Below are 24766 nucleotides of genomic sequence, written 5' to 3' on the forward strand. Positions count from 1 at the left end.
GATGATCGCCCCAATCGTGAATTGGGCGGTTCACAAGCGCTGGCTCGTCCTGCTTCTGACCGCCATAGCCGCCGTCATCGGCGCCGCCGCCCTGTATCGTCTCCCGATCGACGCGGTGCCGGACATCACCAACAATCAGGTCCAAATCAATATCAAGGCGCCTGCCCTTTCGCCCGAACTGGTCGAAAAGCAGGTGGCTTTCCCTATCGAAACAGCACTTGCCGGCATCCCCGGTCTGGAGAATACGCGCTCGCTTAGCCGGAACGGTTTTGCGCAGGTTACGGCTGTCTTCGATGAATCGACGGACATCTATTTTGCACGCCAACAAGTCGGCGAGCGTCTAACCGGGGTCTCGGAAAATCTTCCCAAGGGCGCTGTCCCTGAAATGGGGCCGATTTCCACTGGTCTGGGCGAGGTCTATATGTGGACCGTCAAGCTCCAGCACCGCAAGGACGATAAGCATCTGCCCGGTGAACCCGGCATGCAGCCTGACGGAAGTTATATCACCCCGGAAGGCGACCGTCTCACCGACGAGACTGAACGGGCCACATATCTGCGCACCACGCAGGACTGGATCGTCAGCCCGCTGCTGAAGAACACCAAGGGCGTCGCCGGCATTGACTCCATCGGCGGCTATGTGAAGCAATTTCAGGTCGTTCCCGATGTCCAGCGCCTTGCCTCGCTGGGCCTTACCCTCACCGATTTGGGAACCGCACTCGAACGCAACAACACCAGCGTAGGCGGTGGATTCGTCAACCGCAACGGTGAGGGGTTGGCGGTTCGGTCCGACGCCCTTGTCCGCAACGCCAACGAATTATCGCGCATCATCGTCGCCACGCGCGACGGGACGCCGATCACCCTTGGCCAGGTTGCCGCCGTCAAAACCGGGCAGGCCATACGGATGGGTTCGGCATCCGAGAATGGTACGGAGGTCGTCGTTGGCACTGCCATCATGCGTATCGGCGAGAATAGCCGCACCGTATCGACGGCCGTCGCAGACCGTCTGCAGGAAATTCAGGCATCGCTTCCGCCTGACGTCATTGTGCAGCCGGTCCTCAACCGAACCGCACTGGTTAACTCAACGATCAAGACGGTCGCGAAGAATCTGAGCGAAGGTGCCTTGCTCGTCATTGTCGTGCTGTTCGCATTGCTCGGAAACTTCCGCGCCGCACTGATCGCCGCGATGGTCATCCCGGTTACGATGCTGCTGACCGGCTTTGGGATGCTCAAAGCCGGCGTGTCTGCCAACCTCATGAGTTTGGGCGCGCTCGACTTCGGATTGATAGTCGATGGTGCCGTCATCATCGTGGAAAATGCGCTCAGTCGCATGGCGCATCGCCAGGAACATGAAGGTCGCGTACTGACCCTTCATGAACGGTTGAATGTTGTCGCATCGGCGGCGCGCGAGATGATCCGGCCATCAGTCTATGGTCAGGCCATCATCATTCTTGTTTATGTCCCGCTGCTCACCCTGACGGGTGTCGAGGGCAAGACCTTCGTGCCGATGGCGCTTACGGTCATTATCGCGCTGGCTTTTGCCTTCGTTCTTTCCCTGACGGCCGTGCCGGCAGCAATCGCTATCTGGCTGTCCAATCGTGTGGATGAGAAGGATGGTCGGATCATGAGCTGGCTAAAGGCCCGCTATGAACCCGGTCTCGACAAAGCGATGAACCGGCCAACCTTGACCATAGGCACGGGTGTCGGTGGCTTCGTGCTGGCCATCGCGGCGTTCATGTCTCTGGGACAGGTCTTCCTTCCCCAGCTCGATGAGGGCGACCTTCTCATCCAGGCCCTGCGCATCCCGGCCACCTCTGTCCAGCAGAGCCAGGCCATGCAGGTTCCCATCGAGAAGATGCTTACGGCTCAGAAAGAGGTGCAATTCGTCTTCTCCAAAACAGGCACGTCCGAACTTTCGTCGGACCCCATGCCACCAAACGCCACCGACATGTTCATCATCCTCAAGCCTCGCGATCAGTGGCCCGACCCGAGTCTCACAAAGGCGGATCTAGTCGCTCGCTTCGAAGCCAATCTGAACAAATTCCCCGGCAACGCCTATGAGATCACGCAGCCCATCCAGATGCGCTTTAACGAACTGATCGCCGGCGTGCGCGGCGATCTGGCGATCAAGGTGTTCGGTGACGACTTCAACGCCATGAACGCCACCGCAGAGAAGATCGCCAGCGTTCTTCGGCGCACTCAGGGCGCTGCGGACGTGAAGGTCGAGCAAACCACGGGCCTACCCATGCTCGACATCCGGGTGAACCGCGATGCCATGTCCCGTGTCGGTGTGACAGCACAGGACGTACAGGACATCGTGACCGCGACTTTGGGCGGTCGCGAGTCCGGTATGATCTTCGAGGGCGATCGGCGCTTTCCGGTGGTGATCCGCCTGTCTGAGGCCCAGCGCGCTGACCTCTCTACACTTCAGCAGGTCCAGGTTCCTCTTCCGGGGGGCAAGTTCGTTCCCCTTGCGAGCGTTGCCGACATCCGGATCGTGGATGGTCCCAACCAGATCAGCCGCGAAAATGGAAAGCGCCGGGTTGTGGTGCAGGCGAATGTGCGCGGCCGCGATATCGCCAGCGTCGTGGAGGATGCGCGGGCCACCATCGCCAAGGACGTGCGTCTGCCAGCAGGCAGTTATCTCGTATGGGGCGGCCAGTTTGAAAATCTGGCTTCCGCGCGCGAGCGGTTGCAGCTCGTGATCCCGGCCTGCTTCGTGCTTATCCTGATGCTCCTCTATGGGGCGCTCGGGTCAGCTCGCGACGCGGCGATTGTGTTCACGGGTGTTCCTCTGGCTTTGGTTGGTGGCGTGCTGCTCCTGTTCTTGCGGGGCATGGACTTCTCCATATCTGCCGCGGTGGGCTTCATCGCATTGTCCGGTATCGCGGTGCTGAACGGCCTCGTCATGGTCTCCTCCATTCAGGAACTCATGCGACGAGGGATGGACAGGGCAGAGGCTGCCCGAACCGGAGCGATCCAACGCCTTCGCCCCGTCGTGATGACTGCATTGGTCGCAAGCCTTGGCTTCGTGCCGATGGCCTTGGGGACAGGCGCTGGCGCTGAGGTGCAAAAGCCCCTCGCGACCGTGGTTATCGGCGGTCTCATCTCGGCAACGCTGCTCACCTTGTTTGTGCTTCCGACGCTCTATGCCCGCTACGGCCGGCGCGAGATTCCTCTCTACGAGGATCTTGAAGAGCATGAAGAGCTGCAAGGCGGCGAACAGCATCCGCAACCTCAACACTGATGGGCGAGGGGGAGGGCATGTGCGTCATGGTCTCCCCGTCCTCAAAGATAGTGAGGAAATGGAACATGATTGAGGAAACCGTTTTTACGGCGCCGATTTCACAGTTGAGGAGCTGGAGCTTCATTTCGGAACTTGCCGGATATGAGCATTGGCATCCCAACTATCGGTTCAGTCAGCTTAATGCGCAGGCAACGCACGCCCAGCTCTCGTTGAAACTGTTCGATCGGCGGCGAGCCAGGCTCTGGATCGAAATCGACCATATTAATAAGCCACAGGGTTTTGGTTGGCGCGGCCAGATCAGCGGCCTTTTCAAGTTCAGTGAACGCTACGAAATCCTCCCCGCCAAGACCGGCGCGGAAGTTCGCCATATCTTCGAACTGCGAGGCGGGCTGGGCAGTATCTTAGGGTGGTTCTCACGTCGCACGATACGCGAAGAGATGCAGGAACATGATTGCGCCCTGCTGAAAGCCCTCAAGAAGCGCGCGTTACGTCCGCCCCACGGCAAGGCGCAACTCAAACTCGTATCGACGGCCCCAACACGCGGATCGGCCAATGACTGAGCCGAACCCTCGTTTCGTAACACCGATCGCATCAGCGCGCCGCCGTCGGCGCGCCCCATATGAAAGGATTTGTCATGGTAGATAATGCTGCCCATCAAGGCCTCCCTTGCCCCGTTTGCAAAGTCGATCTCGTCATGAGCGAGCGGCAAGGCATCGAAATCGATTATTGCCCGCAATGCCGGGGCGTCTGGCTCGATCGCGGCGAACTGGACAAGATCATCGAACGCAGCATGGCCGAGCAGCCGGCCTATCAGGAGCCGAGCAGCACGCTGGGGATGTTCGGCGACAAACATGGCCGGAGTGGCAAGCATGGCGGCGGCCACGGGAGCGGCCACGGCGGTGGACATGGCGGGCGCAAGGGCTTCCTGCGCAACCTGTTCGACTAATCAGCAATGAATCGGCCACCGCACCAATTTGAGCCTTTCGGGACGTGCGAGATGGCCCGCGCCATGGGCGCCACGCCCCCCTTGGGCGCCCATGGCGATAGATTTGCACAGTGGAGATGCCGGATGGGCAAGTGGAGGACTACCGGGTTGTTGCCGCTGCCCCTGCTCATTGTTGGCGGGGCCGCTGCCATAGCCGTTCTGACAGCATGTTCTGACCGTACTGCCGGCGATGACCCTGACGGAAGACATGATCGCAGTTCGCTGCCGGCGCTGATCGGTGAGCAGATCTATGCCTGTGACGACGGCTCCAAATATGATGCCGACTTTCTTGCCGACGGGCTGACCCTAGATATGGCTCGGCTGCCCGCCGAAAAGCCGGTGCGACTGTCGGCGCCAGCAACTGGCCTGACCTATGTGGGTCATAATCTCAACGTGGCCATCTCCGGCAGCGGCGCGCTGACGATGACCCGTCCTGATCGCAAGCCTGTGCGGTGCCTTCGCATCCGCTCAGAACAGGCGATCGGTAACTCCACAAAGGAGGGTGCAGGTGGCTGACATCCCTTCCAATGGATCTTCGGCAATCGAACGGCGGACACTCTGGATCGTCCTGCTGTTGAATGCGGCCATTTCGGCGGCTTTTTTCGTCACGGGGTTGGTCGGCGATTCAAGTGCGTTGATCGCCAATGGTGTCGATAATCTCTCAGATGCCGCCGTCTATGCGCTCAGCATTGCGGCTTTGACGCGCGGCCCGGTGTGGAAGACCCGCGCAGCTTCTGTGTCAGGGATCATGCTGCTGGCCTTTGCCGTGGGCATCCTTGCCGACGTGGTGCGGCGCTATATCTACGGCAGCGAGCCGATCGGCAGTGATATGATGGTCATGTCGGCAATAGCGGGGGTGGTCAATTACGTCTGCCTCAGACTGCTTCAGAAACTTGACGCCCCCGACGTCAATCTGCGGGCAGCCACAACTTTCAGCTTCAACGATTTCGTCTCGAACGGCGGAATATTGGTCGCCGGCGGCTTGGTCATTTGGCTGGAGACCAACTGGCCTGATCTGGTCGTCGGGTTTCTGACGGCCGCCATCGCCATCAAAGGCGGTCTCGAAATTCTCAAGGACGCCGGGAATGAAGCGAGCGCAAATCGAGAGGCAGGACTGAAATGACATCATATCGGATGAAGGGCGTGACGCTCATCGGCCTGAGCATGGCCATGGCGATATCCTCGCCGGCGGCGGCGCAGCATGCCGATCACCAGCGCGCGTCGCCTGCCCCTAGAGAGGTCGCTTCGACCACCGAATATCGCGCCATCAACAGCCGGATGCATGGGGCGATGGACGTCCCATTTTCAGGTGACGCCGATGTGGACTTCATGCGCGCGATGATCCCCCATCATGAAGGTGCGATCGCCATGGCCGAGGTCGAACTGAAATATGGGCGCGACCCAGAGGTTCGGCGCCTCGCCAGTGAGGTCATCAAAGCCCAGCGGCAGGAAATCGCAGAAATGCGCGCCTGGCTTGCCAATCATGAGCGGCAGAAATGAACAGGCGCGGCTCAATCCACTCATTTGCTCTGCATGAAACAATCCAAAGATCGGAGATGGACGCATGACCGAGAAGCTGAAACTCGACATACCGCTGGTGCTGCCGGAGGTAGCGGACACTGCCGATGCTTGCGTTGGTCGCCTGCTGAAATCCATCGAGAGCAGGGCAGGGGTTGAAACGGTGCATGTCGTCGCGGCCGTCGATAGCGCGCCGGCAAAGCTGTGCGTCCACTACGACCCCGACCAGCTTTCGATGCAACGCATCCGCGACTTCGTTCAGAGCGCGGGCGCTTCGATCAGCGACCGCTACGGCCATGCCCATTGGGACATGACAGGTATCGGGCATCAGCGTCGGGCCAGGACCGTGGGCGATAAATTACGCGGTCTGCCCGGAGTGCTTGAGGCCAGCGCGGATGCATCGGGCAAGGTTCGGGTCGAGTTTGATCGGGAGGAGACTTCCGACAAGATCATCCTTTCGGAACTGGCTCGGATGGGCGTCAGGCCGATCGCTCGTGCCAAGGCGCAAGAGGATCATTCCGGCCATTCCCACGGCTCGGAAAAGGCGAAGGCTGGGGAAAGCCATGCTGGACACGACCATGGCAGCGAAGACGGTGGCCATGAACATGGCGGCATTTTCGGCGCCAATACCGAGCTGGTCTTTGCGCTGCTATGCGGTGCATTGCTGGGGATAGGCTATGGCATCGAAAAGCTGCTGGTCGGGGCGCCATCGTGGTTGCCCACGGCCTGCTATGTTGGAGGTTATTTCTTCGGCGGCTTTTTCACGCTGCGCGAGGCCATCGATAATCTGAAACTCCGCAAGTTCGAAATCGATACGCTTATGCTGGTCGCGGCTGCCGGTGCCGCCGCGCTTGGAGCCTTCGCCGAAGGCGCGTTGTTGCTCTTCCTCTTCAGCCTGGGCCACGCACTCGAACATTATGCCATGGGGCGCGCGAAGCGCGCGATCGAGGCGCTGGCAGAGCTGGCACCACGGACCGCCCTGGTTCGCGGCAAGGATGGAAGCACCCATGAAGTCCCGGTGGAGGATCTAGCGATCGGTGACGTCATCGTCGTCAAGCCGGATGAGCGGGTTGCCGCCGACGGCTTCGTCATCAAGGGGACCAGCGCAATCAATCAGGCCCCTGTCACTGGCGAGAGCATGCCAGTTGATAAAAAGCCGGTTGCGGACGCCGCTGCTGCGCGCGCAAACGCAGATCGCCTGGATGCAGAGTCTCGCGTCTTCGCCGGGACGATCAATGGCAGCGGGCTGCTCGAAATCGAAGTGATACGCCTTTCGAGCGAAAGCACGCTCGCCAAGGTGGTCAAGATGGTGAGCGAAGCAGAGACGCAAAAATCGCCAACCCAACGATTCACCGACAAGTTTGAGCGTGTTTTCGTCCCGGCTGTTCTCGCGCTGGCCTTCATCCTCCTGTTCGCGTGGGTGGTGGTCGATGAGCCATTCCGCGACAGCTTCTATCGGGCCATGGCGGTGCTGGTGGCGGCCAGCCCCTGTGCGCTCGCCATCGCAACGCCTAGTGCGGTTCTGTCCGGGGTGGCGAGGGCAGCGCGCGGTGGCGTGCTGGTAAAGGGTGGCGCGCCGTTGGAGCTGCTGGGGTCGCTTAACGCCATAGCCTTCGACAAGACGGGGACGCTCACCAAAGGCGAGCCGCGCATCCAGAAAGTCATCACCGCGCCCGGTGTCGAAGAGGAAGAACTGATGGCTATCGCTGTCGCGGTTGAATCGCTGAGCGATCATCCGCTCGCGCAGGCGATAGCGCGCGATGGCAAGGACTATGTTCGCAACAGGCCGATTCCCGAGGCCAGCAATCTGAAAAGCCTGACTGGGCGGGGTGTTTCGGCGTTGGTGGACGTCGATGAGGTGCTGATCGGCAAGGCGGAAATGTTCGGGAACGATGGCATCCCGCCCCTTTCCGCGCAAATGGCCGAGGCGATCGAGGAGCTGCGCAAAGGTGGCTTCACATCGATGATCGTGCGCAGGGATGGTCAGGATCTCGGTGCGATCGGGCTGTTGGATACGCCGCGTGAGGCGGCACGCGCTACCCTGGAGAAGCTGCGGGCGCTCGGCATCGAGCGCATGATTATGATCTCTGGCGACAATCAGCGGGTGGCGGATGCCGTCGCCAAGCAGGTCGGCATCGACGAGGCGTGGGGCGACCTTATGCCCGACGATAAGGTCGAGGCGATCAAGAAACTGAGGGCGCAGGCAAAGGTCGCCATGGTCGGGGATGGCGTCAATGACGCACCAGCCATGGCTACGGCCACGGTCGGAATTGCGATGGGCGCTGCCGGATCAGACGTCGCTCTCGAAACTGCCGATGTCGCGTTGATGGCCGACGACCTTGCGCATCTGCCATTTGCCGTTGGCCTCAGCCGGCATACCCGATGGATCATTCGCCAGAATGTTTTCGTGAGCCTGGGCGTCGTCGCCTTTCTGGTTCCAGCGACTATCCTTGGGCTGGGCATCGGGCCAGCGGTGGCTGTCCATGAAGGCTCGACACTTTTAGTCGTGGTCAACGCGCTGCGGCTCCTGGCCTATCGCGACACGACGAAGGGATGAGCTGTCGGTCCATATCAATGGTGTCGTTGTGGCGCCGAACATGGCCGCGATGATGCTGATCGCGCCGTCATGGTGGGAGACCGCCACCCACATCCTCAGCTTGGGCGCTGCCTATGCGCTCGCGCTGCCGGTGGGGTGGGACCGGGAAAAGGATGAGCGGAGCGCAGGCATCCGTACCTTTCCACTCGTCGCCATCGCCAGTTGCGGATTCGTGCTGGTCGGCATCGCTATCCTTGGTCGGACGTCGCCTGCGCAGGCCCGAATCCTTGAAGGCTTGATTACCGGCGTCGGTTTTATCGGTGGCGGCGCGATCCTGAAGCATCGCGGCAAAGCGTCGGGCACCGCTACGGCCGCCAGCCTTTGGGCGACCGGCGCGCTGGGTGCGGCCGTAGGCTACGGCCTTTATGACATCGCTGTGGTCCTCAGCTTGACCACGTTCCTGACCCTGCGCGGCTCTCGCCGTTTGAAGCGCGCGACACATGACAGCAGCGCGTCCCCGGAGAAGGCATGATGTCGGCGATACTCTACACCCTCATCCCGCTGGCAGCCGTCATCATAGGGGCGGTGCTGTCAGTCGTTCGTCGCCCCGGTCCCACATTTGTAAGCGGGATGCAGCACCTGGCTGCAGGCGTTGTCTTTGCAGCGGCGGCATCGGAGGTTCTTCCGCAGATCAAACATGGCGCGTCGCCTGTAGCCACGCTGATCGGCGGATTGGTCGGACTAGGCGTCATGCTCCTGCTCAAAGTGGTGGAGGGCAGAGCCAAGGGGCCAGTGGCAATGCTGGGCGCGGTCGGGATCGATATTCTTGTCGACGGCCTCGTTCTGGGGTTGGCCTTTCTCGCTGGCGAAAAGGCCGGGTTGCTGTTGACGGTCGCCCTGACGCTTGAAGTCCTGTTCCTGGGGCTGACAGTGACGGCCGAGCTTGGTGAAACGATCGTTTCGCGATGGCGGATTGTGGGCATCACGGCCGCCTTGGGTCTTCTCCTACCGTTTGGTGCATGGATAGCAGCGCCGGTTGCCCTGTTTCCCCCAACCATCATCGTTGGCTTTTTGAGCTTCGGCATGGTGGCTCTGCTCTACCTCGTAACAGAGGAATTGCTGGTCGAGGCGCATGAACGGCCCGACAGCCCTCTTGTCAGCGCAATGTTTTTCGTTGGCTATCTCGGACTCCTCCTGTTGGAGGAGTTGATGTGATCGCCCCTGCTAACAGACCGCGCGTTCGCCGGATCTCTGTATTGGCAGTTCAGTTGGCAGCTTTGGTTGCCGTGCTGATCGGTACGATGGTGTTTTTCGTCAGGTTCGTGGCGGCGCCGACGCCGCATTCCACGCCGCAGACCGTCAATCTCACTATCATTGTGGAGCCGGGGGGATCGCAGCAAGTCAACGGATACCTTGAGTCCGGGGACCGCATGGCGCTCTCCTGGCGGACCGACGGTGCCGACCTTGGCTATCGCTATCATGTCGAGAGCGGACATGAGACGCCGAGCATCTTGGCAATCGGGCTGTCCAGTGACGGCGCTCAACAGTTCAAGGCCGAACATGGCGGCTTCTACGGCATCGGTCTTCGGAATTTCACGGGTCGCAGAGTGACCGTGACCCTGAAGGCCACCGGCACCTTTGAATATTTCAGGGCGATGTTCGCTCAGGGCAAGCGAGAGGCCCCCAAGTGACGAGGCACTCGCATATCCATTCTCAGATCGCACCGACCGCATCGGCAGGGAGGCCATCATGACGGACATCGATAGAGTTCTGGCTGCTCGAAATGCTATAATTCAACGCAATGCCGCGATCCGCAATGCGACGGCCCCGGCTACTATCGATCCGAAAGCGGCGGAGGCCTTCGCCGCGAAGCTGCAGGGCGCACTTAGCGCCACTGCAACCAGCGTACCGGCATTAACGGTCAATCAGCCTTCACCAACGGATAGCGTCCGCTCCGCGATCGCCAGCGTGAACGAGACTATGGAACAGGAAGATGTGGCGACCGAGGCATATGAGCGTGGAGAAACGACCGACATAGCGGCGGTGATGTTGATGAAGTCGCGTTCGGATATCGAGTTCGAAGCAACGCTTCAAATCCGCAACAAGCTGCTTTCCGCATATAAGGATATTATGAACATGCAGATTTAGCGGCCGCTCGGCGTTCGCTGCCTTTGCAGGATTTGGTTCTGCTGGATGGCCCGAATGCGTTCGTCCTGCTGCTGACGGACCTGCACACCGGCGATGCGCTCTCCTCGTTCAATCCTGCCTGCCACCTCTTCCTTCCTCTGCTCGACAAAAGCCTTTTGCAGCTTGGTATCCTGCGGAAACCTGCTGCTGGCGATCGTCATGGCCTGCGCGACATAACTTTGCGCCCGACGCAGGCCGGGATCATTGGCGTTCTCCGTATGTGACTGCCGACGGAAGCGCTCGGCGAGATCCTGCATGCGGGCTGGCTTCTCCTTATTGTCGCGGACCTGGCTGACCGTTCTCTTGTTGGCGGCGGCATTTGCCGGCGTTTCGGCGTGGCGCGGATTGTTCCGGGAAGGGGAGGTGGAGGGCTGTCGCGCCTGATCGCGCTCGGCCGCTGCCAAGGTCTTTGCATCGGGCTTGTACCCATCAATGGTCAGGCCCTGCGCAGAGGCCGCGAGATACGCTGCCCGCTTGAAATCCGCATCGCCATTGATCTTGAGAGAGGTCCAGCCATTGGCTTTGGCGAGCCGCACCAGATCGGGGAGGGCGCTCGCGTCGCGGGCTTTGATCCGGTCTGGCGATATCGTTGCGACGGGGGCTTTGTCATGGGCGCTGCGGTAAAGTTTGTTCCCGACCCGAACGAAACGCGATTCCAGTTCCTGTGGCATTTCGACGCTGGCGCGCCGGCGTGCCGTCTCTTCGGGCCTGTCCGTGGGATTTACATTTTCAGCCATTTTAGCGCTCCTGTTCGATCAAACCTACTCTTTCGTGGCCGCGTTGCTTTGCTTCGACATCGATCAGCATGTCGGGGAAGTCGGAGATAACGACACAATCCATCGCGAATGTTTCGGGATCGGGATTGGCGAGCTGGTCCGCATCGGGCAGCACGCACGGAGGAAGATCCTCGTCCTCACGGATTCGCCGGGGGCTGGGCGCAACGATCGGCGCAGGCATGAGCCTGCGCGTGAAATGGCCGTCGGCAAAATAGCGGATCTTGTCTCCCCGGATCGGAGGCATGCCTCCCCTCATCAGCAGCAGTTCGTCTGCCGGAAACTGCATCAGTTCCTGCGGAAGCAAGAGCGCGCGCCGATGATCGGACATCGATTTGGATCGGTTTGCAAGGATGCCGTGGATCGTCAGCGAGCGCGTCACCGCCTCCTGCCCCACATATCCAATCCGTTCCGACAGTTCGTTGGCGACGCGGAGTTCCTTGGGGGTGAAGGCTACTTCGACACCGCAGTTCGATACGATTTCGTCAGCTCCATGCTCCCCATAGACGGCGCGAAGCTGGGATCGGGACTGGATAACCGGCAACAAGCGGATGCCATACCCAGCAACATAGGAAAACGCGCTCGCGATCACCTGGGCGCGGCCGATCCGGGCAAATTCATCCAGTAACACCAGCACCTTGATCGGAGTCCGATCATCGGGGAGATCGCGGACGTTGAGATCGATGAGCTGTTGAAAAAGCAAATTATAGAGCGGTGCCACCCGATCCAGTTCGTCCGGCGATACGCCGAGGTAGATCGACATCGGCCGCATCCGCAGCTCGCGAAGATCGAAATCGCTCTCTTCGGTCGCGGCATCCACGCGGGGATTGAGCCATAGGCTCAGCTTGGAGGTGACTGTCTGGACGATGCCCGCAAAAGTGTTGTCAGCGCCCGATGTAAAGTCAGCCAGCGCATTGCGGCATCCCGTGGAAAGCCGGAGCGAACGATCCTCCAAAATCTTGCGGAAATAGCCGCGCGTGTCGCCCGTCGTCATGAGGCGATAGATTGCCCCGATCGTGAAAGGCGCATCGGCTTGTGCAAGATAGGCACCCACGCCCACAAAGGCCGTTCGTGCGGAATCCGTCCAGAACGGTTCCCCTCGTTCCGGGGGAACGAACAACATGGTCGCTATCTTCTGAAGCTCAATGATAGCCTGGTCGGGATTGGCCCGATCGATATAGGCCAAGGGGTTATAGCGAGCGGTTCTCCCGTCGGGATCGGTGGGATTGAACAGATATACCGCTTGGCCATGCTTCGCCCTGAACCCGGCGGTCGCTTCATAATTTTCTCTCTTCACATCGAGAATGACCACCGATCCGGTCCAGCTCAGCAGGTTCGGAATGACGATCCCCACGCCCTTGCCCGACCGGGTAGGAGCTTCCACGATGCAATGTTCGTTGCCGGCAAATATCAGGAAGCGGCCAGATTTTTTGCCAAGCACAATCCCATCATCACCGCGGAATCCGCCGCGCCTGATTTCGCCCTCCTTGGCGAAGCGAGCTGCACCGTGCAGCGGAGGCTTGCGCGTCACGAACCAGAACAGCAGGAGGCCGGACAGGAGCGACCCGGCAGCAAGCCCGGCGGCAACGGCCTTCAGTACAACGGGATCGCCTCGATAATACCAGAAGAATGCCGGCATCTTGAAAGGGTCGTAAGCCGAGGCTGGCAGCCCCAGGACAAACCATGCGATGATCGAGCCGGTCAGGAAGAGTAGGAGCAGCGCGATCGGAATCCCGATCGCCAAGGCCACTCCCCGGCTAGGCTGCGTGCCGCCCTGCGGGGTCATAATATATCTCCGTCACGCGAAATTTACCCTGCACCTTCTTCATCTGCACCACGACATCCACGAGGATCTTCAGAAGCGATCGAATGTCGTCGCGGCCGAGATCCGCGCCGCCCTCGCTCTCCTTGACCAGCAAGGTGAGCTGATCGAAGGCGAGTTCTGCCGATGCGGCATGAATGGTCGTGATTGAGCCGGGATGGCCGCTATTGACGTTGCGCAGATAGAAGAAGGCGGTGCCGTCCCTGAGTTCCTGCAACAAAATTCTGTCGGGCCGCATACGCAATGCGCTTTCCAACAACTCTTTGGCCGTCACCTTGGCGGTGCCCTGGCCATCCTTGCTGTAGGTCATGTGGACGACATTGCGATGCGGGACGACCAGCTCGCGGGTATCCTCGATGGTCAGAAGCCGCTCATCATCTGGGATGAGTTGGATCAGCCCTTTCGCCAATGTCGTCTTGCCCGATCCCGTGGCACCTGAAATCAGGATGTTGAGGCGACTGCGAACTGCCAGCTCGAAAAACTCGACGTGTCGGCCCTCACCGAGGAGGGCGAGCAACCTATCTTCGTTTTCGGTCATGCCCCGCGCCGCGACCTTCGTTTCTGTAAATAGGCCGCTGGCTTCGAAATCTGTCATGTTCATAGTCTTGGTCGACGGCTTGCGTATCGTGATGGATACCGTTCCGTCTGGGGCGACGGGGGGAGCGACAATCTGGACGCGCTCGCCTGTCGGAAAGATCGTGGAGCAGATCGGGTTTTCGCGCGTGACATCCTGCGATGTGAATGCCGCAGCGGCCGTCGCCAATATGTTGAGGCGCGGCAGTGTCAGTTCCTCTTCCACTGCCCAGGTCCAACCGCCTTTGCGTTCGACCGCCACCTCAAGGGGCTGATTGATTACAACCTCCGTCACCTCCTCATCATCGAGATATTTCCGCAAAGGCTGCATCGCGTCATCGAGGACCGCGGTGTTGCGGAAGGCGGTGACGCTCATTTCAGGCCCAACCCGTAAACCTGGCTGAAGTCGAAATCCTGCGCCACGGTAATGGCAAGGTCGGTGCCTTGCGCGACCCGCAGAACGGGCTTTATCTGCTGTGTGTCCTGCAAAATGGTCGATGCGGAATCCGACGGAACGCGCGTCACATTATTTCCCGCGCGGCCGACTGCGGTGGATGCGACATAGGCCCCATCCTCCAGCACGCTGAACAACAATGCCGAGCCGAATCGATCCCAAAAGAACCGATCGACCTTTCCGCCCACCCCAGCACGGCCGAGACTGTCGGACGCCGGCGACGCTATATCTATCGATACACCTCTTGGCGTGACAGCACGGCTCCACATGGCGAACAGGCGATATTGGCCGCGATTGAGACCGCCCTGATACTCGCCAAAGACCCGCGTGCCCTTTTCCATAAGGACGACGCGACCGTTGTCCGAATAGATGTCGCGCGGCACGATGCAGGTCGCATAGCCTGGCACGCTGCTGTCCATCGCGGTCTGAAGGGTGCAGGGGATGATCGAACCGGCGGTGACGAGATAGTTGCGATCGCCGATCATGCGCGCCGTTGTGCGTCCTATGGCCGATGTGCGCTTGAGATCATCCAGAGGCGTTGCTTCGCGGGCTGCCCTTTCCGGCCCAGAGGACTGAGTTCCTTCACCTCCCACGCCCGCAAGGCGATCAGCGATTTGCTGGCCTGATGAGCCATTATAGGCAACGAGCGTGGATCGCCGCGCAGTATTCCGCAATTCCTCAGCTTCGGCGATACGGCGTTGCGCTGCCGTCGCCTCGGCCGACTGCGCGCCATGTGACGGGACACTACCTGGGCCAATCGCTGGCACCTGTTCCCCAGCAAGCTGGACGGGAGCATTCGGGTCTTGCGCGGCCGACTGGAGCGTCGGTGCGATCACGGTCTTCGGATCATAGGGCACTTCCGGAGCGGGTGGCTTCGGTTTTACGTCCGGCATCTTGTTGTTTCCGCCCACGCCAGCAGCGATCGTCAGGGCTGCGAACAGCAGCGAGCCGCCCAGCGCGCCCGCTACGATCATCTTTTTGGTGTCCCACTGAAACGACTTGAGGGAGGGGATGCGGTTAGGCCGATCGACCGCGGGAGCTTCGCGATCGATTTCGTCCATGTCCGGTGTGGCATCGACGTCAAATCTTTTATCGCTCACATCAATCCTCCGTCTGCCGTTCCACCACTTCGGAGGCTGTGTCCGTCTTCGGATCGCGGCCGTAAAAGCTCGGCTTTTCGTTGTAGATGCACAGGACCACCTTGCCCCGGCGCAGTCGCAATTCGCGGAAGATCCCGTGGATCACGACGAATTCGTCCCTGACATCGAACGATGCGGTTGCCTCGCTGCCATCGGGATTTACCGTGAAGATGGCAGGGATTTCCCGCTGATTGGGAAAACGCAGGACCGTAAATTGTCCGTTGTCGCTGACTTCGGACGGCTGAATCTCGGATGATCCCTGCACGGTGTAATTCAGATTGCGGGTGCCTTCCAGAACGCCCAGATCCAATGCAGCCTTGATGGCGCCGTTCTGTTGCGCGAGGACTTGGGCTAGCTGGCGGCGAGCAGCCGCTTCGCGAAGGGCGGCCGCCTCCTGTTCCGGGTAACGAATGCGGACCTTGTAGAAGGTCTCGGCGGCGCGACCATTGGCAATCGCCGACAGGGCAAAGGTGTAATTGCGCTTCTGGCCGGCATAGTCCGTCACAACGATGAGGTTGGTTCCGCCCGCCCGCTCACGCGGCTTGATGAACAACGAGTTTTCAGCCGGCGCGACTTCCCATGAGACGGTATCGCCCATGGCCACGAACTTGATGATCTCGCCCTGCGCGAACTCGATCTGTGTCGCGGTCCTAAAGGCGCTGCGGATCGCGATGACATTCTGGTCACTATAGCTGACTTCCCGGACCCGATGATCGGCGGTGACGGGGCGGGGTGTGTTTTCGGCGCTGGCCGGCGACGGAAGCGCCGCTGCCATCATCGCCGCGCCGAGTATGTGAAGCTGTCTCATTTTCCACCTACTTCCACGTCCGCGCGATAGGCTTTGACCTGAAAGCCGAGCGGATTGGCGTAGCGCCCCGCTTCCGATTCCGGTTTTGACAGTACGTCGAACGTGATGGTCGCGATGGCCGGGGTCTCGGTAGCTTGACCGTCGCGTTCAAGCCGCTTGGTAAAGCGGACCTGGGCGACATTCGCCGAGATGAAGGATACGGCCCTGACGGCAACGAACACCGCATCGCTGGCGGTGAGCTGGTTCTGGGGTGAGTCCGGATTATCCTTCTTGTAAAAGGTGATCCACCGGCGCTGTTCTTCGGGCGCGGAGAGCGCGAGAACCTGATTGAAAAACTCCTGGCGTGCCTGCGGAATCCAGCCCTCGCGCGACCTGACATAGCTGGCGAGAAAGTATTTCCGCACCGCCTCGTCATAGGTGATGGTTTTGTCACCCCGGAGCTGCTGGGTCACTTCGGTTGCGCCCGTGGATCGATCGACGGTGACGACATAGGGCACCACGGTCTTGAGCGGCGACAACATCGCCACCGAGGCGACACCGACGACAGCTATGATGCTGGCGCCGCCAGCGACAATCCACGCGACGCGCTTAGACCGATCGGCTGCAACGAAGCGTTCCCGATCCCAGCTTTGGGCTTCGGCAAAATATGCCTTCAGATCCTCAGCGCTGTCTTTGACCCCGATCGCCATTGTCAGCAGCTCGCATAAACGGGCTGGGAAGCCGCGTTGTTGGCTGGAAGTGGCGAAGCTGCGCTGATCGGCGGCACGCCGCTATCATCCCGCGACGCAGGACTATTGGCGTCCGGCGCGGCAGATGATGGAAAGAGTTGCGTGGGCTGAGCCGCCGATCCTGACGGACTTCGGGCGGGCAGGGTCGGGAGAATGGTGCCATAGGGATTAGCAGGCCGCTTCGATTGCCCGTTGCAACGCGGAACTTTGGCTTCCTTGGCCGCGAGAACCGGCGTGGGCGTTGAGAGTGCGAAAAGGGCTATTGGCGCGAGCGCCTTGGCAAAATTCATGGCATTTCTCCTATCTCGTCCGCGTCAGGGTTCCCCCGGTCCCACTGCCGGTCCCCCCACCCAACCGACGCGCGCCGGCTCCAACAGCGCGCGCGCCGCTAAGGGGCGCACCAGCCATTGTACGGCCTGCGATTGGGGCCAGGTTTCCGGTAACGGCGTTGGCAAACTGTGCCGCTAGGGCAGGGCCACCGCCACCCAGGCCCGACGCGAGGCTTGGGATTTGCAGGAAGAAGAAGAAGCCCAGCACGTAGAATGACAGGGCTTTCAGCACGGCGATCAAAACTTCATCGTCATTCGTGATCGAATTAATGAATGTGTCAGTGGTCTGCGAAATGAACAGCGTGACCAGCAGCGCGAACACAACCAGCATGATGTAGCTGATGGCTGAGCCTAGCCATGCGAAGAACCAGCCCCGCGTAGAGTCAAATAGAAGAGCTGCAACGAATAACGGTCCCACGACAGCTAGCAAAGCGAGTGCAAACAGCGCGAAGGCGCAGATCGTGAAGCCGAGTGCGCAGGATAGCAAAGCAACGAAAAGGATTACCAGATTGGCAAAAGCAGCAAGGATAATTTCCACAATGTTATTGGGCATGCCAATCAGGTTCACGCCCGCTGCGTCAGTGTGGGCCTGAACGATTTCTTCGATTTTCGTGATGGCGCGAAATGCGCCCTGTAGAAGCGTATCGAAGTAGCCACCAAGACCACCTACATCAGCGCCGCCAAGCGCATTGGCGAATTGCCCCGGAAGTCCGTTCATCGTGAAGAGACCGACCGATGCTCCATAAAGTGAGCTGACGGCCCATGTAAGTGCGGCGAGTTTCAGCGTGCGATAGACGAATTCGCGAGCGGGATACTGAACGGCTCCCCTGAGTATCGCGCCCCCCAACAGGATGATGTAAATCGTGACGCCGACCCGGAGGGGACCGGAGATGATGCCGATCACCGACGAATACAGTGCAATGATGCCCGCGAGGGCACCATCAACCGCATTCATCATGCTCTCGAAGATCGGAAAATCCATCGCTCTTCAGCCCTGCCGCATCATCAGATGCCCATCTGCTTTTTCATGCGTTCGCGCTGATCGCGCTGAAGGTTGCGAAGCCGTGCAGCGTCGGCGTTGTTGCAATTCTGGGTGACGACTGACGGCCAGCTAGAGATCGGGCGTTGCGACCCCTTCCACTGATCGCACATTGCTTGAATTTCCTTAGCCTCGTCTGGATGTTCCGAGAGATACAGGATCGTCCGAAGAGGTATGTCGGATCGCAGATCCTCCCCCTTTTGCGACTTTTCGGAGGGCGAACAGCCCGCGACAGCCAAAAACAACAGAACCACAGGGCCTAAGCAGCGGCGCATCAGTCAATCCCCGCCTGTGCCTTCAATTTGGCGAGTTGCTGTTGTCGTTGGGCCGCATAGCCCTGATAATCGGCCTCAGCCTTGGCCCGGCGCTGTAATTCGACGGCCTGCAGGGCCATCATGTCGTTCGACATCTGCGCCTGTTCCAATTGGAGGCGAGCGGTCATGTCGGCACGCTCGGCAGCAGAATTGGAGCTGGCTAGTCGCGAACGCAGTTCCTCCAAACCCTCGCGGCGGCTCGTAACAGAATCTCCTACGGACCCGGCCAAACCTGCGGTGACGGCGGCTTGGCGGGCACCAATCTCATAGTTTGCCCGTGCGCTCTCTGAGGTATCTGGGGATAATTGCCCCATCAGCCCCTGAAAAACACTATCGGAGCGTCCGCGAAGGCGGCCGATGACGTTGAGGTCGCCATTGGCGTATCCATCAAGGCTGCCCGAGGACACGTTCAATTCGCGCATGGCGTCGGTGCGGAGGTTATCCGCAACCCGCCCGATGTCGGTTGCCTTGTTCAGATCTCGATAGAGATCGCGGGCCTGCTGGAGCTGGTCGGCCCCTTGGGCGAGCATCGATACGCCCTGACGCACCTGCTCGATTTGCTGCAACAAGCCTTGTGCGTTGTGGACCGGAATGCCTAAACCCTGCCCCTGGGCGGACGCCGTGATGGTGAGGAGCGAGGCTCCCATCACGATGTAGCGAAGTTTCCTAGCCGTCATGAGACTTCTCCTTTCAACTTGAGCGCCGGTGGTTGTGGAAGATCGGGAGCCAGACAGCAGGGTCGCGGCCGTGTTCTGCGATTACGTCACATGCGACTGCGGTGGTTTCTGCGCGGCCCGACAGGACAGCCAGTTCATTGTCGAGGCCCGTCAGGTCCAGTTCCACGACGACTGAATCATGCCCCTGTTTCACCAGGAACTTGTGCGACTCTGGCGACAGCTCTTCGCGGATCAGCGCAAATTCGGCTTCGGTCATGGAGAAGCCATCGATATAATCGCGGCGCTGCCCGTTCGGGTTGGGCAGCATGATCTTGGTTGCCACCTGCTCTAGAATCGAATGGCTTATGTCGCTTTTGAGCGCATCGCCGGGAGATTGGGTGGCGAACACCATCAGCGCATTGCGCTTACGATATGTCTTCAGCCCGTCCTGGGCGAAGCTGCGAAATGCGTTGTCGCCGAGCGCCTTCCAGAACTCGTCTATCACGATCATCGTGCGGTCGCCGGTCAACATCTTGTCGATCCGGTGAAACAGATAGAGCATCAGGGGCGCGCGGATGTCGGCATTGTCGAGGAAATCGGTCATGTCGAAGCCGATGAAACGGGCATCGAGCGCCATTTCATCTTCTGCGTTGTCGAACGCCCACCCCAGCGCGCCGCGTGAGGTCCATTTCTCCAGCCTCGCCCCAACACCGCCTTCGTCGGCCATGCCGAGCATCGTGCGCAGCGCATCGAGGGATCGCGCGGCCGAGGGCAATTTCATGACGGCGGCAATGCCATCATCGATCCGCCTCTCTTCCTGTACCGAGATCGGTCGACCTTCGGCACGGACGAGCTGACGAACCCAGAGCGACAGCCATGCTCGATCTTCTGGCGTATCGGCCAGGGCCTTCAATGGTGCGAAGCCGGTTGGCGTGCCATTGGCCAACGTCAGATAGGTGCCACCGCTGGCCAGCACGAAAATCTGAGCGCCCCGATCCTTATCGATGAAAATCTGCCGTGCGCCGGTCTTTTCAGCCTGAGCCATCAGGAAGTTGAGCAGGACAGTCTTTCCGCCGCCTGTAGGACCGATGACCATCGTGTGGCCGACATCGCGCTTGTGGAAGCTGAAGAAATACGGGCTTCGCGCGCTTGTCTTGAGGAGCGCAATGGCATCCCCCCAATGATTGCCGGTCGCTCTCCCTGCGGGATAGGTATGGAACGGCGCGAAGGCCGCGAAATTGAGCGACGTGATCGGTGCTGGCCGTGCGCGCCACGCAAAATTGCCTACGAGCTGGCTCCAATAGGCCGCTTCCAAGGCCGCCCCCTCGCGCGCCGCCACCATGCCCGTATCGGCGAGGGCCGCTCGCGCGATCGACATATGATCGCGGAGGGATTTGAGGCTCCCTCCATATACCGCGAGCGTGAAATGATGGTCGCCTAGTACGAAGCGGTTCGACATGAGATCGTCAGCGGCATCGACCAGATCATGCATCTGGCTGATGGCCCGATCGTCGGCGTTCTCCATCTGCCGCTGCCGCAGGCGGAACCGCTCGGCCGCTGTGGCGCGGCTCAGGAACGTGAAGGACTGCGTGAGCACAAAGCCGAAATCGACGGCCAGCAGGGATTCAAACTGGCGGGGCGTGGTGAAGGCGGGATATTCCCGAATGCCGAACACGCCTCCGAACGAGCTGCGATCGGCGTCGCGCACTTCCACTGTCTCGCCACCGAAAATGACCCGTTGCCGATACAGGGCACTGCCCAGATGGCCACGGATGATCGGCACGCGCCGATGGCGTCCCGTCATCACCATTTCCGCGACTTCGAGGGGTTCGGAGAATTTCAGGCCGTTATGCCCATAGATGGCGAGGCGGCGCGGCTCGCAGCGTGCCATCAGCTTTTCAAAATCGCGCGCTTTATCCTCAAGGAACTCAATCAGATCGTCATCCACCGCATCGGCAGCGGATTGGATCTTCGCCTTGGAGCGGAAGAGATGGATCAGCTTGTCAGCGCCATGCACGGCAGGCCGCGCGAGGATGGTGACGAAGAAGCGGTTGATGAACATCCGCTCCTGATTGACGCGCGCAAAATAGGCAGCATCGAGATCGCGGGCGAACTTCGACCGGAAATTGCCGCCCGGATACTGCTCCACCCGCGCCCTGACCAGATGCGACCAGACCGAAAGCCGATCGTCATGGAGGTTGCGCAGCATCCCGTTGAGCTTGGAATGCCAGTCATTGAGGTCGCGGACATCGGCAGTTTCGAAGGCGCGACCCTGTAACTCGAAAGTGAGCATGATCGCACCGGAATCGAGAACGATCATCTCTTCATTGATGTGACGCGCATAAGGGAGAAACTTCGTCGGAAGGACTTCCTTGAGAGCCACTTTCATGGGCACTTGAGTCGAGAGGCGGTCCATCTTAGCCACGGCGGCCGAACCCTTTGCGAGCTATGCCCTTGAGGGGGAGGGGGGTGTAACTCGATCCACCCCAGAAGGTGCGGTTGCGGTTCGCCGCCTTGGTGCGGAAAAAGAGGAACATCAGCCGAAATGCGTTGACGTCCTGACGCACGACAAGCCGGGCCAGGCCATAGCAGACCCCCGCCGTGACGAGCGCATAGATCGGGTTGTTGGTCCCGATCAGGACGATGGCCGAGACCAGCAGGATAGGCACTGCCGCTTCAATCGGAATGCCCGCCCACAGGGCAGGCCGCGTCACGGCAAGGAACAGCGTATTGCGCGCTATATCTTCTCTGTCATCGGCCATAGCTGCCTCCCTTGCTGCGACGGTTGCGGCGGCCCGATCCGGGATCGGGCCGCGAGGTCATCAGGCTGAGCCTGCGATCTGATCCACGATCCACGGTGCGGAGAAGATGATCGCGATGCCGATGATGACCGTCACCAGCGCGCCGGTATTGACCCTGCCCATCAGCCATCCCGCGCCAGCAATGATGACGGCAATTACCGCCAGAGCGCGCAGCAGGCCGTTGCTGAGCAAGCCCAGCACATTATTGGCGAAGCCTTCCAAATTGGCGGATTGGGCATAGGCAGGGTCCGGTGTTGCGATTGCGGCGAGGCCGACGATCGCAACCGAGGCGGCGATCGTTGCTGTCTTGCGCTGGTGCGGCGAAGCCGCCCCTACGATCCGCTGGAATTTGGATCGCACAGACGTTGTGGGGGTGTCCCTTGATGCGAGAGATTTCATCAGCTTCCTCCTGTTTCCGCATTGCGCGCACGCTCGTAAGCGGCTCGGGAGAAGACATCCCAAGCCGGGGGTGGGGGTGGTGCCGTTCGAGCTGGACTGCGATCGGGCATGTTTTCGGCGACCAAATCGGCCAGCATCGTGCGGGGCGGGTTGGTCTGCGGATCGGGAGCCGTCGGGCTATAGGCAACGGGTGAGATTCCGTCCGCTACGCCGGCGTTGTTCAGCACGCGGCCAACATAGCCGTTGCGAAAACCTCGCGTCGTGGAGCCGGTGTTATACATGGACAGCGCGACCCGGAGCGCCTCCTGTGGTAGCCTTCCGTCGCGGACCTGGTGATAGTTGCCCGCCAACACCTTCCCAGCAGCGCCGATATTTGTGCAGGGATCGAATACATTATCCCATGTCAGGCCCAGCGCGGCCATGTTGTTCGAATTTATCTGGCCCAGGCCGAGATCGACGGAGTGGCCCTGTGCGATAAACGCGCGGGCCACCCGCGCCGCATCGACAGCATTGGTCGGGCGAGCGGGCTGGCGGGCGACCCCGTTGACGTTGAGGGCGAACTGATAGCCCTTGCTCTCAGTGTGGACCACGGCGACGATCGTGGATGGGGCCACGCCCGATGCACATTGCGACGCGAGGCCCAGGATTGCTGCCGTGGTGAATTGCATTATTGCGGCCCCCCAGGGACGGCGCTGGCTTCCGCTGCCGCAATGTCGGCCTCGCTCGGGACCGTGTAGGTGTTCCGGCTTCCGTCATGCATGGTCATGACGACAAAGCCGGGGCGACCATTTTTCGGCTTCGTGTATTTTGCGGCGGACACGCCACCCGCGCTACAGGTTGGAAAACCGCCACCGAACGCCAGACTGCGCAGCAATTTGCGGATGGGTGGAACGCACTGCGCATATTGCATCCAGCCACCCGGATTGCTGGCGCACAGCAGGACTTCGCAAGCCCATGTCCCGTCAGAGGCCATGGCTGGGGACGGTGTTGCCGAGGACAGCATCAAAGCGGATGCGGCGATCGGTAGGGACAAGCGATTTCGCATGTTTTCACCTCTCTTGGGAAAACACCTTAAATCGCTTTTTCGACTCTGCCTAGACTGCGAAGGACTCGCAATAAGTGCTGTTCACCGTTTGACCGACAGTTTGCCGTCAGAAACGGGATGGGTCGTTCCATAGAGGGGATGGGTTGACGCCGATCACTAAACTATAGCGATAAGCCGTAACGACGTGGCGAATTGCAGAAGAAACCTTTGAATATAAACGGATTCTCTTCTTGTCGTAGAGCGCCACATGGTAGGGGGTCGATCCACGCCAGCTAACGCGGACATTGATGTACCACTTGCCGTCGTCGTCGCGCTGATGCAACTGAACGTCGGTGATGGTCCCGGCGACTGGGCGGTGTGAGGTCAGCTCGCGCTCTAGGATCAGTTCGAGTTCCATTTTCCCCCGTGTAGCGATTTCTATCATTTTCACTGGTGATTAGTCGTTGCTTCCGTTAGCCATAGGGTAAGTGGCAAGTGAGAGGAGGTCCAGTGAGCGGACGCGATCCCGACGCCGTTGCGCGCGATGCAGACCGCATCGTGCGCCAGCTCGGCGGCAAATGGCATGGCGACTACGCGATGTGTCGATGCCCGGCCCATGCTGATGGCGATCCCAGCCTTTCCGTGCGGGTCGGCAGCCGCGCGGTCCTGTTTCATTGTTTTGCCGGCTGCACGTCCGACGCGATTGTCGAGGCAATGCGCAAGGGGCGCTTCGCTCCGTCGCACGATCATGATCCCGGTCAGCGCCATGAAGGCGGAAAAGGGGATTTCAACAAACTCGCGGTCTCAATCTGGCGCTTTGCTGATCCCTTTGCGGGCAGTCTGGCTGAGCAATATATGCGCGCCCGCGCGATTATCCCTGTCGGGGTCAATGCGCGGTTCGATGCGCGCTGCCAGCTCGGTGCAGGAGAAGAGAAAGCGTTTGCGCCTGCCCTGATTGTGCCCGTGGAGGAAGACGGCGGGGTTGTCGCAATCCATCGGACCTTCCTACGTGCCGATGGTCTCGACAAGGCCGATGTGCCTAAGCCGAAGCGGATGCTCGGTAATACCGGTGGCGGCGCCGTGCGCTGGGGTGGCATTCCTAGCGATGGCATCCTGCGTTTGGCTGAAGGTGTCGAGGAAGCGGCGAGCGTCATGAACATGCTGGCCCCGGAAACCTATGTCTGGCCCGTCCTTGGCATCGAACGGTATCAGACCGTGACCATTCCGGAGAGCATCCGAAAGATCATCATCTACAGTCAGCACGGGATCGAGGCAGCCCGCGCGATCAAGCGGGCCGAACCCCATATGAAGGGCAACGGTCGCCAGCTCGTCGTCAAACTTCCGCCCAATGATGGCGACTGGAATGATCTTCTGCGCGATATCCGCGCGCAATGAAGCTGTTTCCTGGTTTGCCGAACCATCAACGGATTCTCATGG

At 60.2% G+C, this 24766-nt stretch carries 27 protein-coding genes; 12 read left to right on the plus strand and 15 right to left on the minus strand.

Annotated features, from left to right (window positions below):
* Window position 1: 1 nt before the first annotated feature.
* The 11 genes from YP76_RS17775 (at window position 2) to YP76_RS17825 (ending at window position 10431) form a co-directional block, all read left to right on the plus strand.
* The gene (locus tag YP76_RS17775; RefSeq protein WP_046764969.1) at window positions 2-3244 is read left to right on the plus strand and encodes an efflux RND transporter permease subunit; all 3243 of its coding nucleotides are present in this window, start codon (window positions 2-4) and stop codon (window positions 3242-3244) included.
* Window positions 3245-3309: 65 nt separating this feature from the next.
* A complete protein-coding gene (locus YP76_RS17780; protein WP_157035815.1) occupies window positions 3310-3804 on the plus strand; it encodes an SRPBCC family protein in 495 nt (164 codons plus the stop codon).
* A 134-nt stretch (window positions 3805-3938) separates the two neighbouring features.
* Entirely contained in the window at window positions 3939-4190 is a 252-nt protein-coding gene (locus YP76_RS17785; RefSeq protein WP_046764971.1) for a TFIIB-type zinc ribbon-containing protein, read from the plus strand.
* A 123-nt stretch (window positions 4191-4313) separates the two neighbouring features.
* On the plus strand, window positions 4314-4745 hold the full coding sequence (locus YP76_RS17790) for a hypothetical protein (protein WP_232307603.1): 432 nt from the start codon (window positions 4314-4316) through the stop codon (window positions 4743-4745).
* Window positions 4738-5352, plus strand: coding sequence for a cation transporter (locus YP76_RS17795; protein ID WP_084733244.1), 615 nt, complete (start codon window positions 4738-4740; stop codon window positions 5350-5352). Before YP76_RS17790 ends, YP76_RS17795 begins: the two co-directional genes overlap by 8 nt.
* A complete protein-coding gene (copM, locus tag YP76_RS17800; RefSeq protein ID WP_046764972.1) occupies window positions 5349-5729 on the plus strand; it encodes a CopM family metallochaperone in 381 nt (126 codons plus the stop codon). The genes YP76_RS17795 and copM overlap by 4 nt, the downstream gene beginning before the upstream one ends.
* 64 nt (window positions 5730-5793) lie before the next feature.
* Entirely contained in the window at window positions 5794-8304 is a 2511-nt protein-coding gene (locus YP76_RS17805; RefSeq protein WP_046764973.1) for a heavy metal translocating P-type ATPase, read from the plus strand.
* Window positions 8305-8359: 55 nt separating this feature from the next.
* Window positions 8360-8815, plus strand: coding sequence for an MgtC/SapB family protein (locus YP76_RS17810; protein WP_157035817.1), 456 nt, complete (start codon window positions 8360-8362; stop codon window positions 8813-8815).
* Complete coding sequence (locus tag YP76_RS17815) at window positions 8815-9498, plus strand: ZIP family metal transporter (RefSeq protein ID WP_046765002.1); 684 nt, start codon at window positions 8815-8817, stop codon at window positions 9496-9498. Before YP76_RS17810 ends, YP76_RS17815 begins: the two co-directional genes overlap by 1 nt.
* Window positions 9495-9974, plus strand: a complete 480-nt coding sequence (locus YP76_RS17820; protein WP_157035816.1) for a hypothetical protein — start codon at window positions 9495-9497, stop codon at window positions 9972-9974. The genes YP76_RS17815 and YP76_RS17820 overlap by 4 nt, the downstream gene beginning before the upstream one ends.
* A 58-nt stretch (window positions 9975-10032) precedes the next feature.
* Window positions 10033-10431 (plus strand): flagellar hook-basal body complex protein FliE, encoded by a 399-nt coding sequence (locus tag YP76_RS17825; RefSeq protein ID WP_046764975.1) that lies wholly within the window; start codon window positions 10033-10035, stop codon window positions 10429-10431.
* On the opposite strand, the gene YP76_RS17830 is transcribed toward YP76_RS17825, so the two are convergent.
* The 15 genes from YP76_RS17830 to YP76_RS17900 form a co-directional block, all read right to left on the minus strand.
* On the minus strand, window positions 10428-11141 hold the full coding sequence (locus tag YP76_RS17830; RefSeq protein ID WP_232307605.1) for an LPD7 domain-containing protein: 714 nt from the start codon (window positions 11139-11141) through the stop codon (window positions 10428-10430). The genes YP76_RS17825 and YP76_RS17830 overlap by 4 nt on opposite strands.
* A 67-nt stretch (window positions 11142-11208) precedes the next feature.
* Window positions 11209-13029 (minus strand): type IV secretory system conjugative DNA transfer family protein, encoded by a 1821-nt coding sequence (locus YP76_RS17835; RefSeq protein ID WP_046764977.1) that lies wholly within the window; start codon window positions 13027-13029, stop codon window positions 11209-11211.
* Entirely contained in the window at window positions 13001-14014 is a 1014-nt protein-coding gene (gene virB11, locus YP76_RS17840; protein ID WP_046764978.1) for a P-type DNA transfer ATPase VirB11, read from the minus strand. The genes YP76_RS17835 and virB11 overlap by 29 nt, the downstream gene beginning before the upstream one ends.
* Window positions 14011-15192 carry a type IV secretion system protein VirB10 gene (gene virB10, locus YP76_RS17845; RefSeq protein ID WP_232307606.1) on the minus strand — a complete coding sequence of 394 codons (1182 nt, stop codon included), beginning with the start codon at window positions 15190-15192 and terminating at the stop codon, window positions 14011-14013. The genes virB11 and virB10 overlap by 4 nt, the downstream gene beginning before the upstream one ends.
* A gap of 1 nt (window position 15193) precedes the next feature.
* Window positions 15194-16039, minus strand: coding sequence for a P-type conjugative transfer protein VirB9 (virB9, locus tag YP76_RS17850; protein ID WP_046764980.1), 846 nt, complete (start codon window positions 16037-16039; stop codon window positions 15194-15196).
* Window positions 16036-16728, minus strand: coding sequence for a virB8 family protein (locus YP76_RS17855; RefSeq protein WP_046764981.1), 693 nt, complete (start codon window positions 16726-16728; stop codon window positions 16036-16038). The genes virB9 and YP76_RS17855 overlap by 4 nt, the downstream gene beginning before the upstream one ends.
* Window positions 16729-17067: 339 nt before the next feature.
* Window positions 17068-18078 (minus strand): type IV secretion system protein, encoded by a 1011-nt coding sequence (locus YP76_RS17860; protein WP_046764982.1) that lies wholly within the window; start codon window positions 18076-18078, stop codon window positions 17068-17070.
* A 23-nt stretch (window positions 18079-18101) separates the two neighbouring features.
* Entirely contained in the window at window positions 18102-18410 is a 309-nt protein-coding gene (locus tag YP76_RS17865; RefSeq protein ID WP_046764983.1) for a hypothetical protein, read from the minus strand.
* Window positions 18410-19126, minus strand: a complete 717-nt coding sequence (locus YP76_RS17870; RefSeq protein WP_232307607.1) for a type IV secretion system protein — start codon at window positions 19124-19126, stop codon at window positions 18410-18412. Before YP76_RS17870 ends, YP76_RS17865 begins: the two co-directional genes overlap by 1 nt.
* A 13-nt stretch (window positions 19127-19139) precedes the next feature.
* Window positions 19140-21494: a VirB4 family type IV secretion/conjugal transfer ATPase gene (locus YP76_RS17875; protein WP_084733248.1), complete on the minus strand. Its 2355-nt coding sequence runs from the start codon at window positions 21492-21494 to the stop codon at window positions 19140-19142.
* A 28-nt stretch (window positions 21495-21522) separates the two neighbouring features.
* Window positions 21523-21867 carry a type IV secretion system protein VirB3 gene (locus YP76_RS17880; RefSeq protein ID WP_046764985.1) on the minus strand — a complete coding sequence of 115 codons (345 nt, stop codon included), beginning with the start codon at window positions 21865-21867 and terminating at the stop codon, window positions 21523-21525.
* A gap of 60 nt (window positions 21868-21927) precedes the next feature.
* Window positions 21928-22305, minus strand: coding sequence for a TrbC/VirB2 family protein (locus tag YP76_RS17885; RefSeq protein ID WP_084733246.1), 378 nt, complete (start codon window positions 22303-22305; stop codon window positions 21928-21930).
* Window positions 22305-22973 carry a lytic transglycosylase domain-containing protein gene (locus tag YP76_RS17890; protein WP_046764986.1) on the minus strand — a complete coding sequence of 223 codons (669 nt, stop codon included), beginning with the start codon at window positions 22971-22973 and terminating at the stop codon, window positions 22305-22307. Before YP76_RS17890 ends, YP76_RS17885 begins: the two co-directional genes overlap by 1 nt.
* Window positions 22973-23278 carry a hypothetical protein gene (locus tag YP76_RS17895; RefSeq protein WP_232307608.1) on the minus strand — a complete coding sequence of 102 codons (306 nt, stop codon included), beginning with the start codon at window positions 23276-23278 and terminating at the stop codon, window positions 22973-22975. Before YP76_RS17895 ends, YP76_RS17890 begins: the two co-directional genes overlap by 1 nt.
* Window positions 23279-23456: 178 nt before the next feature.
* Window positions 23457-23747: a hypothetical protein gene (locus tag YP76_RS17900; RefSeq protein WP_046764988.1), complete on the minus strand. Its 291-nt coding sequence runs from the start codon at window positions 23745-23747 to the stop codon at window positions 23457-23459.
* Between the two features lie 92 nt (window positions 23748-23839).
* Here YP76_RS17900 and YP76_RS17905 point away from each other — a divergent pair, with 92 nt between their 5' ends.
* Window positions 23840-24724, plus strand: a complete 885-nt coding sequence (locus tag YP76_RS17905; protein ID WP_232307609.1) for a DUF7146 domain-containing protein — start codon at window positions 23840-23842, stop codon at window positions 24722-24724.
* Window positions 24725-24766 lie beyond the last annotated feature (42 nt).

Source organism: Sphingobium chungbukense (genome assembly GCF_001005725.1).
GTDB lineage: Bacteria > Pseudomonadota > Alphaproteobacteria > Sphingomonadales > Sphingomonadaceae > Sphingobium > Sphingobium chungbukense.

What these genes read in the sequence shown, in the direction of transcription:
- YP76_RS17900 (WP_046764988.1), bottom strand. Translation starts at nt 23,747, where the DNA reads ATGGAACTCGAACTGATCCTAGAGCGCGAGCTGACCTCACACCGCCCA.
- YP76_RS17870 (WP_232307607.1), bottom strand. Translation starts at nt 19,126, where the DNA reads ATGACGGCTAGGAAACTTCGCTACATCGTGATGGGAGCCTCGCTCCTC.
- YP76_RS17875 (WP_084733248.1), bottom strand. Translation starts at nt 21,494, where the DNA reads ATGAAAGTGGCTCTCAAGGAAGTCCTTCCGACGAAGTTTCTCCCTTAT.
- YP76_RS17815 (WP_046765002.1), top strand. Translation starts at nt 8,815, where the DNA reads ATGTCGGCGATACTCTACACCCTCATCCCGCTGGCAGCCGTCATCATA.
- YP76_RS17865 (WP_046764983.1), bottom strand. Translation starts at nt 18,410, where the DNA reads ATGCGCCGCTGCTTAGGCCCTGTGGTTCTGTTGTTTTTGGCTGTCGCG.
- YP76_RS17890 (WP_046764986.1), bottom strand. Translation starts at nt 22,973, where the DNA reads ATGCAATTCACCACGGCAGCAATCCTGGGCCTCGCGTCGCAATGTGCA.
- YP76_RS17895 (WP_232307608.1), bottom strand. Translation starts at nt 23,278, where the DNA reads ATGGCCTCTGACGGGACATGGGCTTGCGAAGTCCTGCTGTGCGCCAGC.
- virB11 (WP_046764978.1), bottom strand. Translation starts at nt 14,014, where the DNA reads ATGAGCGTCACCGCCTTCCGCAACACCGCGGTCCTCGATGACGCGATG.
- YP76_RS17880 (WP_046764985.1), bottom strand. Translation starts at nt 21,867, where the DNA reads ATGGCCGATGACAGAGAAGATATAGCGCGCAATACGCTGTTCCTTGCC.
- YP76_RS17785 (WP_046764971.1), top strand. Translation starts at nt 3,939, where the DNA reads ATGAGCGAGCGGCAAGGCATCGAAATCGATTATTGCCCGCAATGCCGG.
- YP76_RS17825 (WP_046764975.1), top strand. Translation starts at nt 10,033, where the DNA reads ATGACGGACATCGATAGAGTTCTGGCTGCTCGAAATGCTATAATTCAA.
- YP76_RS17860 (WP_046764982.1), bottom strand. Translation starts at nt 18,078, where the DNA reads ATGGATTTTCCGATCTTCGAGAGCATGATGAATGCGGTTGATGGTGCC.
- virB9 (WP_046764980.1), bottom strand. Translation starts at nt 16,039, where the DNA reads ATGAGACAGCTTCACATACTCGGCGCGGCGATGATGGCAGCGGCGCTT.
- YP76_RS17805 (WP_046764973.1), top strand. Translation starts at nt 5,794, where the DNA reads ATGACCGAGAAGCTGAAACTCGACATACCGCTGGTGCTGCCGGAGGTA.
- YP76_RS17790 (WP_232307603.1), top strand. Translation starts at nt 4,314, where the DNA reads ATGGGCAAGTGGAGGACTACCGGGTTGTTGCCGCTGCCCCTGCTCATT.
- YP76_RS17830 (WP_232307605.1), bottom strand. Translation starts at nt 11,141, where the DNA reads ATGCCACAGGAACTGGAATCGCGTTTCGTTCGGGTCGGGAACAAACTT.
- YP76_RS17855 (WP_046764981.1), bottom strand. Translation starts at nt 16,728, where the DNA reads ATGGCGATCGGGGTCAAAGACAGCGCTGAGGATCTGAAGGCATATTTT.
- YP76_RS17775 (WP_046764969.1), top strand. Translation starts at nt 2, where the DNA reads ATGATCGCCCCAATCGTGAATTGGGCGGTTCACAAGCGCTGGCTCGTC.
- YP76_RS17780 (WP_157035815.1), top strand. Translation starts at nt 3,310, where the DNA reads ATGATTGAGGAAACCGTTTTTACGGCGCCGATTTCACAGTTGAGGAGC.
- copM (WP_046764972.1), top strand. Translation starts at nt 5,349, where the DNA reads ATGACATCATATCGGATGAAGGGCGTGACGCTCATCGGCCTGAGCATG.
- YP76_RS17885 (WP_084733246.1), bottom strand. Translation starts at nt 22,305, where the DNA reads ATGAAATCTCTCGCATCAAGGGACACCCCCACAACGTCTGTGCGATCC.
- YP76_RS17835 (WP_046764977.1), bottom strand. Translation starts at nt 13,029, where the DNA reads ATGACCCCGCAGGGCGGCACGCAGCCTAGCCGGGGAGTGGCCTTGGCG.